The 14,442-nt window shown below is 58.4% G+C and carries 13 protein-coding genes and 2 tRNA genes; 9 read left to right on the forward strand and 6 right to left on the reverse strand.

Annotated elements, in window-relative coordinates:
• Positions 1-115: 115 nt before the first annotated feature.
• Both CRD18_RS01680 and orn read right to left on the reverse strand, forming a co-directional pair.
• A tRNA-His gene (locus CRD18_RS01680) sits at positions 116-191 on the reverse strand.
• A 142-nt stretch (positions 192-333) separates the two neighbouring features.
• Positions 334-987, reverse strand: coding sequence for an oligoribonuclease (gene orn, locus CRD18_RS01685; protein WP_016422281.1), 654 nt, complete (start codon positions 985-987; stop codon positions 334-336).
• On the opposite strand from orn, the gene CRD18_RS01690 reads away from it, so the two are divergent.
• Together CRD18_RS01690 and CRD18_RS01695 are read left to right on the forward strand one after the other, a co-directional pair.
• Positions 986-1,174 (forward strand): hypothetical protein, encoded by a 189-nt coding sequence (locus CRD18_RS01690; RefSeq protein ID WP_042388509.1) that lies wholly within the window; start codon positions 986-988, stop codon positions 1,172-1,174. The genes orn and CRD18_RS01690 overlap by 2 nt on opposite strands.
• 95 nt (positions 1,175-1,269) lie before the next feature.
• On the forward strand, positions 1,270-1,914 hold the full coding sequence (locus CRD18_RS01695) for a TetR/AcrR family transcriptional regulator (protein ID WP_016422282.1): 645 nt from the start codon (positions 1,270-1,272) through the stop codon (positions 1,912-1,914).
• A 58-nt stretch (positions 1,915-1,972) separates the two neighbouring features.
• On the opposite strand, the gene CRD18_RS01700 is transcribed toward CRD18_RS01695, so the two are convergent.
• A tRNA-Arg gene (locus CRD18_RS01700) sits at positions 1,973-2,045 on the reverse strand.
• 86 nt (positions 2,046-2,131) lie between these two features.
• Between CRD18_RS01700 and CRD18_RS01705 the strand changes: the two genes are divergently transcribed.
• The 5 genes from CRD18_RS01705 (at position 2,132) to CRD18_RS01725 (ending at position 8,418) form a co-directional block, all read left to right on the forward strand.
• Positions 2,132-4,279 carry a cytochrome c oxidase assembly protein gene (locus CRD18_RS01705; protein WP_049170976.1) on the forward strand — a complete coding sequence of 716 codons (2,148 nt, stop codon included), beginning with the start codon at positions 2,132-2,134 and terminating at the stop codon, positions 4,277-4,279.
• Positions 4,280-4,511: 232 nt separating this feature from the next.
• Positions 4,512-5,072, forward strand: coding sequence for a single-stranded DNA-binding protein (locus tag CRD18_RS01710; RefSeq protein ID WP_049170979.1), 561 nt, complete (start codon positions 4,512-4,514; stop codon positions 5,070-5,072).
• Between the two features lie 285 nt (positions 5,073-5,357).
• On the forward strand, positions 5,358-7,028 hold the full coding sequence (gene ettA, locus CRD18_RS01715) for an energy-dependent translational throttle protein EttA (protein WP_016422285.1): 1,671 nt from the start codon (positions 5,358-5,360) through the stop codon (positions 7,026-7,028).
• Positions 7,029-7,164: 136 nt separating this feature from the next.
• Positions 7,165-7,608, forward strand: a complete 444-nt coding sequence (locus tag CRD18_RS01720) for a thioesterase family protein (RefSeq protein ID WP_048734885.1) — start codon at positions 7,165-7,167, stop codon at positions 7,606-7,608.
• 6 nt (positions 7,609-7,614) lie between these two features.
• On the forward strand, positions 7,615-8,418 hold the full coding sequence (locus CRD18_RS01725; protein ID WP_048734886.1) for a hypothetical protein: 804 nt from the start codon (positions 7,615-7,617) through the stop codon (positions 8,416-8,418).
• Positions 8,419-8,454: 36 nt separating this feature from the next.
• Here CRD18_RS01725 and CRD18_RS01730 read toward each other — a convergent pair whose 3' ends face one another.
• Together CRD18_RS01730 and pepN are read right to left on the reverse strand one after the other, a co-directional pair.
• A complete protein-coding gene (locus CRD18_RS01730) occupies positions 8,455-8,853 on the reverse strand; it encodes a globin (protein ID WP_038628076.1) in 399 nt (132 codons plus the stop codon).
• A 67-nt stretch (positions 8,854-8,920) separates the two neighbouring features.
• Positions 8,921-11,623, reverse strand: a complete 2,703-nt coding sequence (gene pepN / locus CRD18_RS01735) for an aminopeptidase N (protein WP_049170984.1) — start codon at positions 11,621-11,623, stop codon at positions 8,921-8,923.
• A 129-nt stretch (positions 11,624-11,752) separates the two neighbouring features.
• Here pepN and CRD18_RS01740 point away from each other — a divergent pair, with 129 nt between their 5' ends.
• A complete protein-coding gene (locus tag CRD18_RS01740) occupies positions 11,753-12,397 on the forward strand; it encodes a DsbA family protein (RefSeq protein WP_016422291.1) in 645 nt (214 codons plus the stop codon).
• A gap of 27 nt (positions 12,398-12,424) precedes the next feature.
• Here CRD18_RS01740 and CRD18_RS01745 read toward each other — a convergent pair whose 3' ends face one another.
• Positions 12,425-13,627: a TIGR04053 family radical SAM/SPASM domain-containing protein gene (locus tag CRD18_RS01745; RefSeq protein WP_070827903.1), complete on the reverse strand. Its 1,203-nt coding sequence runs from the start codon at positions 13,625-13,627 to the stop codon at positions 12,425-12,427.
• A gap of 232 nt (positions 13,628-13,859) precedes the next feature.
• On the opposite strand from CRD18_RS01745, the gene CRD18_RS01750 reads away from it, so the two are divergent.
• The gene (locus CRD18_RS01750) at positions 13,860-14,333 is read left to right on the forward strand and encodes a ribose-5-phosphate isomerase (RefSeq protein WP_070857118.1); all 474 of its coding nucleotides are present in this window, start codon (positions 13,860-13,862) and stop codon (positions 14,331-14,333) included.
• Positions 14,334-14,442: the final 109 nt, after the last annotated feature.

A 14,442-nucleotide genomic window follows, 5' to 3' on the forward strand; every position in this document is an offset into this window, starting at 1 on the left:
GTCATAAACGCAGTCAGTAACTTGGATTGGCCCGCCGCCGCCAACCATAAACGCAGTTGCTAAGGCGGAAACACAAAAACCCTCGGCCCGGAAAAACCTGGCCGAGGGTTCTACTTGGGGTGACTGACGGGACTCGAACCCGCGACACCCAGGATCACAACCTGGTGCTCTACCAACTGAACTACAGTCACCATTACCGCATTAAAGGAGCTGTATTCTCAGCTCATCTCTGCAGCGAACTATATGGTAGCCCACAGTGGGCTGGAAACAAAAACAGCAGGTCAACCCGGATAAATTTGGGAAAGGGTGGGGTTTGGGTCGTCGTAAAGCGAGCTAGCCGCGAATCTCACCGTACTTTTCCGTCGATTCCTTGCTTGCGGCAGAAATAGCGTCGCCTTCGGGGCCGGGGTGGGGCAGAAGCATGGCGCGGCGGTAGTAGTCCAGCTCGCGGATCGACTCCTTGATATCTGCAAGAGCTCGGTGAGCGAGACCCTTTTCTGGAGCGCCCTTGAGGACCTGGGGGTACCAGCGGCGGGCAAGTTCCTTGAAGGAAGAGACATCAATCATGCGGTAGTGCAGGTGCTGGTCGAGCTCTGGCATGTAGCGGTGGATGAACTTGCGGTCGGAGGCAATCGAGTTGCCTGCCAGTGGGGCGGTGCGCGGCTCGGGAACCCACTGACGGATGTAGTCCAAAACAGCCTGTTCGGCGTCGGCGACATTAGTCTTGCTGTCGCGAATTTCCTGATCCAGGCCGGACTTCGCATGCATCTTGGTGACGAAATCATCCATCTGCGCCAATTCGGTCTCGGACGCGTGCACGACGATGTCCACGCCTTCCCCGAGGACGTTGAGGTTGGCATCGGTGACGAGAGCCGCGATTTCGACAATGACGTGGCGCTCGGGTTCGAGGCCCGTCATCTCACAGTCAATCCACACGATGCGGTCGAGCTCAGGGGAGAGCTGGAGGTCGGGATCGGGCTGAGCCATGATTTCACCTTTCGCTGAGATTCGGCATGATTCTGCAGTGCGCCTTATTCTGTGCCCGGACTGGGCTGTGGGGCACACGCTGACTACGCCCAGCTTAGCGATGTGGATTGTGCTGTGGTCGGGCGTGTGGATTGCCGTGTGGTTTGTGGAGCGAATTGTGGGGGAAACGAAATTAACTGGAAAGTAAGATCTTAGAATTGGACAACGGGGCATGAACTAAATCGACCTATTTGCCTGATAAAATTACTTCTGAGTTCGGATTCCAACGGGAGAAATAGTTACATGGATGAGACGAGGCGTGTTGGCGACGCTGCTCAAAGCACCACCGCGGCACAGAAACCATCCGTCGATGATGTCATCATTGCCGCTGCGCGCGAAAGCGTAATGACTGTGGGCTTGCGTAGGACTTCGATTGCAGAAATTGCTCGCAAGGCAGGAGTTTCGCGTCCGACCGTATATCGTCGATACGCTGACATTGGTGAGCTTCTGGGGGAAGTGACCAACCGCGAAATCCTGCACATGCTTGAGGGGCTCCGCTATGTCCCTGGCGATTCGCGCGCTCGCATGTTGCTGCGTATTCGAATCGTCGTTCAACGCATCATCGAAAGTGACTTTTTCCCTGGCCTGGTCAAGACAGATCCCGACCGTGTCTTAGAAGCGCTCACTGGAGAGATGAGCGATACACAGCTGGAAATTGTGGAGAAATTCATTCTCCCCGGTGTCCGTCACGGGCAGGAAGACGGCACTATTCGCGAGCACGATCCATATCTGCTGGCGCGCAACATTTACCGTCTGATTCAGACGATGGTGCTGGTGTGGCGCCCGGATGGCAAGGACGCGACGCTAGACAAGGAATCTGTCGAAGAGGTCGTCGACATGGTTGACCGCTACTTGCGCCCGGATCCTGCGGATAACAAGAAGAACTAAGAAGTAAAAACCCGCCTGCATCTGGTATAAAACCAGTTCAAGACGGGGGTAGAAAACGCGCCCCCAGAAGGATTCGAACCCTCGACCAATCGGGTAGAAGCCGACTGCTCTGTCCACTGAGCTATGGAGGCTAGCTAAGAAAAGCATTGTAGCGTCTCTAATGTAGCCAATCACAACCGGTTCTGTTCTAGGGACTTTGGTCGCTAAGCTTAGGGCTATGACTGCCACGACCAAGGCCGAGACCTCTCCGCCTGTTAGCAAGGATAAGAAAGTCCGTAAATCTGCTGGTTGGTACGTTGTTTTTGTACTTATCGGCGGCGTTCTAGCTGGTTTGCTCTCGATGGCGTTCAACATGGATTCGCGCGCCACGTTGGGTATTCCCGATCCCGGCACAATCACCACCTTCGGGTTCCCGTTCGCGAAGGCGGCCGGTGAGCTGCTCGCCTGCCTCGGTGTCGGTTCGTTTATGCTCGCCGCTTTCGGTACGAAGCAGCGTGCCGACGGCACTTTGGGCCTCGACGGCTACACGGCATCCCGCACGGGTATGTGGGCCATGCTCGGCTGGGGCCTCATGGCGCTGATGGAGATTCCGCTGGTGCTCTCCGATGTGTCGGGCCAGCCGCTGTCGACGACGATTCAGCTGAGTAACTGGGCTGTGTCGTTGGAGCAGACCAAGGAGGGCTTGGCGTGGCTGTGGGTAGCTATTTTTGCGGGCATTGTGGCGCTTGGTTCATCGCTGACTCGTAAGTGGATTTGGCAGCCGGTGTTCTTCGCCATCAGCTTGGTGTCGATGATGCCGCTGGCGGTTGTAAGCCACAATGCCTCCGGTGGTGCCCATGACTACGGCACTAACTCCTACATCTGGCACTTGACCTTCACTGTGTTTTGGGTCGGCGGTTTGATGGCGCTGGTTGGCCACGCGCGTCGTCGCGGTGAATGGATGCCAGAGGTAGTGAAGCGCTATTCTTTCGTGGCGTTGGTGGCTTTCATCGCCATGTCTGCCTCCGGCTTCATTAACGCAGCCATCAACATTGACTGGTCTGACCTGGTCAGCAACAACTACGGCATCATGGTGCTGGTCAAGGCCGTTCTCACTATCTTGCTGGGCCTATGCGGCTATGTGCACCGCAAGATCACCATTCCGGAGATTGAGCGCGCTCAGTCGAATCGTCCATTCTGGCGTCTGGCCATTGTCGAGGTCATCATCATGGCGCTGACAATCGGCGTTGCCGTAGCTCTGGGCCGTACTCCGCCGCCACCGAATTTCTCTGAGCAGGCCGGCGGTGAGGGCCTGCCGTCGATTACGCAGATGCAGGTCAAGCTAGGTTACAACCTGGAGATCCCATTCGGTTGGGAGGCCATGTTCACGCAGTGGCGCTTTGACATCTTCTTCGGCTCTGCCGCCATCATTGCCGCGTGGATTTACTTGTACTGGCTCTACTTGCTGAAGAAGCGCGGCGGTACCTGGCCGCTGTCCAACACCCTGTGGTGGCTCGCCGGCTGTGCCACGCTGCTGTTTACTTCGTGCAGCGCGCTGGGCGTGTACATGCCGGCTCTGTTCTCGGTTCACATGATCGCCCACATGCTTTACTCCATGGGCATTCCGGTCATGCTGGTCCTGGGCGGCCCAGTTACGCTCGCGCTGCGTGCGCTGAAGCCGGCCGGCCGCGATGGTCTGCCTGGTATTCGTGAGTGGCTGGTGGTCTTCATCAACAACCCGGTGTCGCGTTTCCTCACGCACCCGGTTGTGGCAACGGTGCAGTTCGTCGCGGGCTTTTACCTGCTCTACATGACACCGATTTACGACTTCCTGGCTGATGAGCACGCGGGCCACGTGTTCATGAACATCCACTTCTTGATCTCCGGTTACATCTTCTACTGGGTCATTATCGGTGTCGATGCTGCACCACAGCAGATTGAGCCGTCGGTCAAGCTGGTCACGCTGATGGGGTCGTTGCCGTTCCACGCTTGGTTCGGTATTTCGCTGATGCAGTCGCAGCAGGTGCTTGCCGAGACCTACTACGCCAGCCTGGATCTCCCTTGGGCAGTGAATCTCCTGGAAGATCAGAACGTTGGTGGTGCCGTCGCGTGGGCTGCCGGTGAGGTTCCGCTCTACATCGTCACCGTTGCGCTGTTTGTACAGTGGCGGCGTTCCGATGAAAAGGATGCAGCCCGCTACGACCGCGTCGCGGACCGCAACAATGATGAGGAGTTGGCCGCTTACAACGAAATGCTCGCTCGCATGAGCCAGCAGGTCGGTGTTGGCGGCGAGGATGAGCGCGATTACTACACCTCGGAGGTTGACGCGCAGCATCCGGTGCACATGGATAATCCGATTGATGCCTCGAAGAGGCGCGGAAGGTAGCGTCGTTAAGCTGATTTTGCATGCTTGACGACGAGGATTGCCGCGACTTCGCCCCTCAACTTCATACGTAGCCTGTGGATAGTTGTCTTTTCGACAAACTTATCCACAGGCTTTTTATGTACCTCTTTCATTTGTTTCTCGAAGCCGGAAAAGTAATTGGCACGGCACGAATGAGACACCTTCGAATTATTCGGCCGCAGTAGGTAAACGCTTTCTTTGGGGGAGGAGCCCGATGTCTGAGGCAGTTATTACCGTGGTGGGCAATGTGGTCCATCATGTGGAAAATCGAAATACCAATTCTGGGGCAAAGGTCTGCAAGTTTTCTGTGGCATCCAGCAAGTCATGGAAGGGGGAGAATGGTTGGGAGCAGTCGGAGACGTCATATTTTGATGTTGAATGTTGGGGCAAGCTCGCCGAGAACGTGAATAACACGGTGTGGAAGGGCCAAGCCGTCATTGTCCACGGTCACGTTCGTACGGATCGCTGGGAGGGCGATGATGGTACGAAGCATCAGCGCCAGAAGATCATTGCTAAGGCGGTAGGTCCGAATCTGCGCCGTCACCTGGCAACGGTGAAGACTATGACTGAGAAGCCGCATGAGTCGCCGACTGGTCTTGGTGAGTCATCGACTGGGGATTCGGAAGCTTCGGTTACTGAGACAGTTGCGTCTCAGGCCGGGGCCGTGCGCACCTTCACTGCTAGTACGGGCGGCGCTGGTGAGGCGGGGAACACAGGTGCAGCTAGTTCGGAGCAGCGAGAAATGGCTGATGCAGGAGTCAGTGCGCCGTTCTAACCCAGGAGCCAGTACATCGTTGTAGAGCGGAATGAGGGGGAGCCGCTGAAAGAGCGGAAAGAGGGGAGGGGTAATTACTGCACGTGAGGTGACGCTGCTGAGAAAGGGGAGGGATCGCATACGATTCGGCAGCGTTATCTCGCAGCTAGTTTTGCTAGGAGCCTGGCAGAGATTTTGGTGGGAAAGGATTGCGGGTACGCCCATGTAGATTGTGCCTTTTGGTTCCTATGCGTAACCTCTACAGGGATTGCTTATTTCCTTTCTACGAGGGGACGAAATTCCACCATGGGTGAGTTCATCTACCAGATGAAAAACGTGCGCAAGGCGCACGGCGATAAGGTTATTCTCGACAACGTCACCATGGCGTTTTACCCGGGCGCAAAGATCGGCGTGGTCGGTCCGAACGGCGCAGGTAAGTCGTCGATTCTGAAGATTATGGCTGGCCTTGATCAGCCGAGTAACGGTGAAGCTTTCCTGGAGCCGGGCGCCACTGTCGGCATCCTGCTGCAGGAGCCTCCGCTGAATGAGGAGAAGACCGTTCGCGGCAACGTCGAGGAGGGCCTCGGCGACATCTTCGAGAAGAAGGCTCGTTTTGAAGCCATCGCCGAGGAGATGGCCACCAATTACACCGACGAGCTCATGGAAGAAATGGGCAAGCTCCAGGAGGAGCTCGACGCCGCTGATGCTTGGGAGCTGGATTCCAAGATTGAGCAGGCAATGGATGCGCTTCGCTGCCCGCCGGCGGACGAGCCGGTTACTCACCTCTCCGGTGGTGAGCGTCGTCGTGTAGCACTGGCAAAGCTGCTGCTCTCCGAGCCGGACCTGCTGCTTCTCGACGAGCCGACTAACCACCTGGACGCCGAGTCTGTGCTGTGGCTCGAGCAGCACCTGGCTAAGTACCCGGGCGCTGTCCTGGCCGTGACTCACGACCGTTACTTCCTGGATCACGTCGCTGGCTGGATTTGTGAGGTCGACCGCGGCAAGCTCTACCCGTACGAGGGCAATTACTCGACTTACCTGGAGAAGAAGGCTGAGCGCCTCGAGGTTGCAGGTAAGAAGGACGCCAAGCTGCAGAAGCGCCTGAAGGATGAGCTGGCGTGGGTCCGCTCGGGGCAGAAGGCTCGCCAGGCCAAGAACAAGGCCCGTCTGGAGCGCTACGAGCAGATGGTGGAGGAAGCCGAGCAGTACAAGAAGCTCGACTTCGAAGAAATTCAGATTCCGACCCCGCCGCGCCTGGGTAACCAGGTTGTTGAGGTCAAGGACCTGGAGAAGGGCTTTGATGGCCGCGTCCTGATCAAGGATCTGTCGTTCACCCTGCCGCGTAACGGCATCGTCGGTGTGATTGGCCCGAACGGTGTTGGTAAGTCCACCCTGTTTAAGACCATCGTGGGGCTGGAGCAGCCGGATTCCGGTGAGGTCAAGGTCGGTCAGACTGTTCAGCTCAGCTACGTTGACCAGGGCCGTGAAAACATCGATCCGGAAAAGACCGTTTGGGAGGTTGTCTCTGATGGTCTCGACTACATCGTGGTCGGCCAGAACGAGATGCCGTCTCGTGCATACCTATCTGCTTTCGGTTTCAAGGGCGCGGATCAGCAGAAGCCGTCGAAGGTTCTCTCCGGTGGTGAGCGCAACCGTCTGAACCTCGCGCTGACCCTCAAGCAGGGAGGAAACCTTATCCTCCTGGATGAGCCGACTAACGACCTTGACGTCGAAACCCTGTCTTCGCTGGAAAACGCACTGCAGAACTTCCCGGGCTGTGCCGTGGTCATTTCCCACGACCGTTGGTTCCTGGACCGCACCTGTACCCACATCCTCGCATGGGAAGGCAACTTCGAAGAGGGCAAGTGGTTCTGGTTCGAAGGCAACTTCGAGGGCTACGAGAAGAACAAGATTGAGCGTTACGGCGAGGAGGCTGCACGCCCGTCGCGTGTCACTCACCGTCGCCTGACCCGCTAATCAGTTTCCCGCGAATCTGATCTTTGCCAACGGCAACGCCCGGAACCGTGTGGACTGGCTCGCACCAGTGCACAGGTCCCGGGCTTTCGCGTTATTTGCAGGTTCGTAGCTCCAGAAAACGCCTATAGTTCTGGGTATGACTGAATCAGCACCATTTCGTACCAACGTCGCTATCCGCTGGTCTGATTTTGATCAGTATGGTCACGCTAACAACACCGCATTCCTGGAATACGCCCAGCAGGCTCGTCTCGACTTTGTGATGCGCGGCCTCGGCGGCGGGGCAGGTATGCCTGCGGCAGTGGTGCGTCGCCTGGAGATTGACTACGTCCGCGCTATCTTGCCGGACACCCAGGAAGTTGTGGTTGAGACCGAGATCATCAACTTCGGTCGCACCTCTTTCACACTCCGCCAGACTATCTCCGACCAGCATGGTCACATCGTGGCTGTGCTCGAAACCGTGATGGTGATGTTTGATCTCAAGACTGCGAAGGCAGTCGAGCTCTCCCCGTCTGCCCGCCGTGAACTGGAGCGTTTTGCAGCTCCCGCAATCGAAGACAACAAGGAAGACCAGGACAAGTAATTCGCCGTGACCACTTCTCATCCCGCTGCCGAGCTGACCTTCGGCACTCCCGATGCCCTGAAGAACCTGGGCGTCCTAGCCCATAAGGCCTACGCCCTCGACGAGAACACGTTGCTTCGCATCCGCGCACGAAAGACCGCCGCCGCCGGTATCAGTTCATCGCCCGAGCCCACCGCTGCGCCAGCAATGTCACAGGTATGGGTGAAGACCCCGATCGGCCCGCTCGCCATGCGCACAATTGCGCTACACGCGCTTCCCGACGACATCATCGTCACTGCCGCGGAGATTAAAGACATCGCAGTGCGTGCCTTTGCGCAGGCAAAATCATCCGACAATGCGGAGGACAAAGAAGCTTCGCTCACCGCGCTGCCGTATCGGGTGCATGCGCAGTCGGCGTCCTCCTGGCCGGGATTCTTGCCAGTTCCGGAAGGATGGCAGGTTGTCGACTATGTTCCGGCCACTGCTTTCCGGACTCTCGAGAAGCAGGGGCGCGCGGTCGCTGTGGAATCTTCCGGCCCCATGGGTATGCCGCCATCTCTGCTGGATCAGAAGGTTCTCACTGTCAGCGGAGAGGCCGGTGAAGCCGCCGTTGACTCAGGGGAGGGGCAGTCGCAGGAGACGTCGAAAAGCGTTGTCGACGTGACCATGCGGGATGTGTTTGCGCTGTGTGCGATGGGCTTCATTCCAGAGCAACCGGATGAAAAAGAGCCGGTGCGCGTGTCCACGAAGGGACGGTGGCACCGGCTGGATGGACGGTTTGGCTCGATCTTTACGCTCGAGTCCTTTGGCGTGCTGCCGCTGCTGAACTAGCGGGGCTGCTGAACTAGCGGGGCAGGGGCCTAATTCCTACTGCGCGTCGAAGCGGTTGATGAGCATGTCAGCGACCTGCACCATGTGGTTCCACATGGCTTCGCGCTGGGGGCGGGGGAGCTCTTCATCGGAAATGTCTGCGAGTGAGGCGCTCATGATCTCCAGCCAGCGGTCGCGTTCGGCTTCGCCGATGGAAAACGGCATGTGGCGCATGCGCAGGCGCGGATGACCACGCTGTTCGCTGTACGAACGCGGCCCGCCCCAGTACTGGACGAGGAACATGCGGAGTCGATCCTCGGCGCCCTCCCAGTCATCGCTGGGGTACATCGGGCCGATGAGGTCATCGGAACGCATACGCGTGTAAAAGCCATGGACGATGCGATTGAAGACATCCTCGCCGCCGACGGAGTCAAAGAGCGTCTGAGAAGTTGTCATGGCACCAAGTCTATCGACTTGATGCCACGAAAACGATAACGGCCAAAGTGCCGGCCGAAATCACTTGTTACTTCGCGTCGAACTCGCGGGCACGAAGAGCGAGCTTCACCAGGAACTGCTGCTCAGAGATGATGCGCTTGACCGGCGATGCAGTCTCGTCGCTGTCGAGCAGACGTTGAGCGGCTGCAATTGCATCATCGCTGATCTCCCAGGTTGGGTAGAAGCCCTCGAGCAGCGTCTGTGCCGTCTCGGAGGAGAACTGCTTCCACCAGCTGTTGGCAACGGCGAAGAAGTGCTCCGACAGCGAGGTCGCCGACTGCTCCGCGTTGATGGTGGCGCGGGAGTCGTCGTCAAGCGCCTGTGCGAGCACCTCACCCGAGCCCGGCGCGTTGAAGCCGGCCAGCAAGTGGCGAATGACAAGGTTCGACGGGGCATCGTTGCCGGAGACCGTCGCCTCTGCCCAGACGCGGGACTTGTTGGCGAGCGTCGGCACGGAGGCGCGGCAGGCGATGGCGGCCTGCGCACCGAGTGCCGAGTTGTCGGTCTTTTCAAGCTTTGCGATGGCTTCCTCGCCCTCGAGACCGGCGGAAACCAGCGGCTTCAGGGCGCGCCACTGCATGTCGGTGTCTACCGTGACAGCTGGGAAACCAGCCTTGTCTGCGTCGCCAGTGTAGATGGCGCGCAGTGCGTCAACGACGTCGCTATTCGACGAGCCCACGGTGGTCAAAGCGTTAACGAAAACCAGGGCGCGGTCGGCGTCGGTTTCCTTCTTCGCGTAGTCCAACAGGCCCTGAGCCAGCAGGTCGCGGCCGGTGGAATCAGCCCACTGTGGATCGGCGTAGACGTTGACGGCGCTGACCGCCTGAGCGATGACGCGCTCCAAGACGGAGAGCTTGTCCTCGCCCGGGATGCCGCGGAGCACCAGGTTGACGAAGTCGCGAGCGCGCATCTGGCCTGCGCGAACCATCTGCCAGGTAGCGGACCAGCACAGTGTGCGTGCCATTGAATCGGTGAAGGCGCCGATGTTGTCGATGACGGTGGCAAGCGAGCCTTCGTCCAAGCGGATCATGCTGTAGGTGAGGTCGTCGTCGTTAACCAGCACGACATCGCCGACTGGGGTGTCGACCAGCTCTGGGACTTCGGTGCGTGCACCACGGACGTCGATTTCCACGCGCTTGGTGCGCTCGAGTACGGCATCCGATCCGGTGCCGCGCAGGTTGTAGATGCCCACGGCGACTCGGTGGTCACGGAGTTCACCAGCACCCGGCTCGGCACCTTCCTGCGTGACTGCGAAGGAAGTGTACTTGCCGTCCTCTTGCTGGAACTCCGGTGCCAAAGTGGTGATGCCGGTGGTGGTCAGCCACTGATCGGCCCAGCCGGACAGATCGCGTCCCGAGGCCTCGGAGAGCGCCTCCAAAAGGTCCGCGAAGGTGGCGTTGCCAAAGCGGTGGCGGGCAAAGTGAAGGCGGGCACCGGCGAGGAAAGCATCCTGACCAACGTAGGCGGCCAGCTGTTTGAGCGTGGATGCGCCCTTGGCGTAGGTGATGCCGTCGAAGTTCTGCTCGACGGTGTCAATGTCGCTGGCATCGGCGGCAATCGGGTGCGTCGACGGTAGCTGATCCTGCTTGTAGGCCCAGGCCTTCTCTACGTTGGCGAAGGTGGTCCAGGCGTGGCTGTAATCGGAAACTTCGACCTGAGCGGCGGCGGCCGACCAGGTGGCGAAGGACTCATTGAGCCAGAGGTCATCCCACCACTGCATGGTGACCAAATCACCGAACCACATGTGAGCCATCTCGTGCAGGATGGTGTCGTTGCGGCGTTCGTAGAGGTAGTGAGTGGGCTTGGAGCGGAAGACGTACTCGTCGCGGATGGTCACACAGCCGGCGTTTTCCATCGCGCCCATGTTGTACTCCGGGCAGAAGATCTGGTCGTACTTACCGAACGGGTAGGGCTCACCGAAATGCTTGGCGTAGAAGTCGAAGCCTTCCTTGGTTTCCTTGAACAAGGTGTCGGCATCGAGGTACTCGGCGATGGACTGGCGGCAGTAGAGCCCCAGCGGAATGGTCAGCTCGCCATCCGGCTGGTGCTCGGCAGGGGTCTCCGGGTGCGGTGCGACAGTGCCGGTCCACGAGTCAGTGACCTCGTGCCACGGGCCCGCACAGACTGCGACGAGATACGTCGACAGCGGAACATCCACCGAGAAGTCGAAGGTATCGGCCTCATTGCCGTGGACATCGGTGGTGGCGCCGGTCTTGGCCACCGAGTTGGAAACAACCTTCCAACCCTTCGGTGCCACGACGTGGATTGAGTACGTCGCCTTCAAATCCGGCTGGTCAAAGCAGGCGAACACGCGCTTGGCATCGGCAGTTTCAAACTGCGAGTACAGGTATGTTTCGCCGTCGGCAGGATCCTGGAACCGGTGAATGCCCTGGCCGTTGTTGGTGTAACGGCAGTCCGCGTCGATAACGACGGTGTGGTCGCCTTCGGTCAGGTCCACGTTAATACCGGTCTCGCTGGCATAACGAGCGGCCTCCGTGGCATCGACACCGTCGATGGTCACACTCTTAACAACCGCATCACGCAGGTCAATAAAGGTGGAACCAGCGCGCTTCGCCGTCAGAGAAATTGTGGTCTTGGAAGCGAATGTTGGTGCGCTGTGCGGCGCGCCAACAGGTGCGGTAGTGAGGTCGAGAGAGATGTCGTAGTGGGACACCTCGAGCATGGCCGCACGGTCGGCGGCTTCGGTCCTGGTTAGGTTCGTGGAAGTCATGCGACAAGTGTAACCACGACCCCGGATTGGAGTCAGACTCCGATTATGCGCGGAATGCATGAATGCGAGCCAAAAAATTCCGCCCTATAGTCGTTGATAAGTCAATCAATGCTTTAGGAGGACTTTCACATGAGCAATCGAGACAAGGTCACTTTCTACTTCGACGTTTCCTGCCCGTTTTGCTGGGTGACATCCCGCTGGATTAAGGAAGTCGAAAAGGTCCGCGACATCGAGGTCGAGTGGAAGCCGATGAGCCTGTCGGTACTCAATGAAGGCCGCGACGAGCTGCCGGAAGAGTACAAGTTCATGATGCAGTGCAACTGGACCCCGGCACGCCTGTTTAATGCAGTGTTCTCCCAGGATGGTCAGGAGGCTGTCGACAAGCTCTACACCGCGCTGGGCACGAAGATTCACAACGAAAACCGCATCGATCGCCACGCGCATGTCGACGAGCCGGAGCACGCATTCGACGAACTGATTAAGGAAGCCCTCGCAGAGGTTGGACTGCCGGAAGAGCGCCTGGCACAGGCCCTGACTACCGAGTTCGATGAGCTCATGCGTGAAAACCACGCAGAGGCCATGAAGGAGGTCGGCAACGACGTCGGCACTCCGGTGGTCAAGCTCAACGACGTTGCCTTCTTCGGTCCGGTGCTTACCCGTATCCCACGCGGCGAAGAAGCCGGCAAGATTTTCGACGGCTCGGTTGCCGTCGCCAGCTATCCGTATTTCTTCGAAATTAAGCGCTCTCGCACTGAGGATCCGCGCTTCGACTAAGAAACCTGTAGCAGCTGGGGCATGCGGCTAAGAAACCTGAGCGGCCCCAGCTTCGGCATTCTGCCCGGTGGAGGCCTGCCGTTCTTCTTCGCTCATGGCAGCCCACCGTGGCGGGATGTAGATGCATGTCGGATCGGATGCCGTGTAATCCCCGGTCAAAGCGTAAGCAGTCGAGCGGGATCCACCGCATACGCTGTGGTATTCACAGACGCTGCACTTGCCGTGCCAATTATCAGGATCGCGGAGAGCCTTAAAAGCCGGCGAGTTGGAATAAATCTCTTGGAAGGGTGTTGCCTTTACATTACCGCAGTGCAACGGCAGGAAACCATTGGGGTAGACGTCGCCGATGTGGTCAATGAAGGCAAAACCTGACCCGGAATTGACGGCCATGGGGGAGCGCGGTCGGCGTGGCTTTTCCGGTTCAGCGCCGAGCAGCTTTGTCGTTTCCTCGGTCAAGTAGCGGTAGAGCGCGCCGCCCTCATAGGATGGCAGACCCTTTTCCTTTGCTTCCTCCTGCTGCATGACAACGCGCCGATACTGCGGCGCCTCCGTCGTCTTAATGGCAATTCGGTTGGACACATCCGATAGCCAGTGCAGAACATCCTCGCGTTCCTCTGGTGACAATGCGCCCAAATCTGCGCCGCGACCAGTGGGAACGAGGAAAAAGACGTACCACATCTTGGCTTGCATCTCCATGACGGTCTTCAGCAGCGCTGGTGCCTCATGGATATTTCCCTTAGTCAGGGTCGAGTTGATCTGCAGCCGGTAACCGGCCTCGTTGATGTGCGGAGCCATTTCAAGCGTCTTTTCAAAAGTCCCCGAAAACCCGCGGAACTTATCATGGGTCTGGGCGGTCGCGCCATCGAGCGACATCGACATCGCCTTACCTCCGGCCTCACGCAGCGACTGAATCCGTTCCGGCGTCAACCGCGGAGTCACCGACGGAGACAGCGACATATTCAAACCGTGCTCTGTGCCGAATCGCACCAATTCTTCTAGGTCATCGCGCTCAAAAGGATCGCCGCCGGTGAGCACCACAAGCGGCTTCGGCTTGCTATACGACGCCAAGGTCTCCAGCAGCATCTTGCCCTCGGCGGTCGAAAGCTGGTGAGGATGCGGCTCGTGCTGTGCATCTGCACGGCAGTGCTTGCAGACCAAGCCACAAGCCCGTGTGACCTCCCAAATGACAATAAATGGCTTCTTATTGATGTCATGTCGAACCGTTCGCACCGCCGGTGCGTGATGATTCCCATGGGAGCCATGGGCTTCCGGATCGACTTGGAAGTGAGCTTGCGGCGCAGGAGACACGGTAAAAGCACCCAATTTCCGGTTTCGAAGACGTGCTGAGACGCAAATACAGTCACTTTTCACCCTATTCGGCTGCGCAGGGGGACGTCGTCAAGCACTACCTAAAACGGGTGCAGACGCCGTGGAATCCGTGGGAACCGCTAAACTTGCTGCCATGCGTATTTACCTTGGTGCAGACCACGCCGGTTTTGAAATGAAGAACCTGATTAAGGCCCACCTGGAGAAGGCTGGCCACGACGTCGTTGACTGCGGCGCTCACACTTACGACCCTGCAGATGACTACCCAGCATTCTGCATTGAGGCGGCTTCCCGTACCGTCGCCGATCCGGGCAGCCTGGGCATCGTGCTCGGCGGTTCCGGTAACGGCGAGCAGATCGCTGCTAACAAGGTCAAGGGCGCTCGTTGTGCGCTGGCTTGGTCGGTGGAGACCGCAAAGCTTGCCCGCGAGCACAACAATGCTCAGCTGATTGGCCTCGGCGGTCGTATGCACTCTGAAGAAGAGGCTCTGGCCATCGTCGATGCTTTCGTTTCCCAGCCGTGGAGCGAGGAGGAGCGCCACCAGCGCCGCATCGACATTCTTGCAGAGTACGAAAACACTGGCGTCGCCCCGGAGCTGCCGAAGGCTTAAGAGGCCACTGTTCTCCATCTGGGGGATAGGTATAGGAAAGGATAGGGGCTGTTTCCAGAATATTCTGGAAACAGCCCCTATCGTGTGCTTAGGCGGAGTAGGAATTGGC

Origin of the sequence: Corynebacterium sp. LK31 (assembly GCF_014335015.1) — a bacterium.
Lineage (GTDB): Bacteria > Actinomycetota > Actinomycetes > Mycobacteriales > Mycobacteriaceae > Corynebacterium > Corynebacterium jeikeium_D.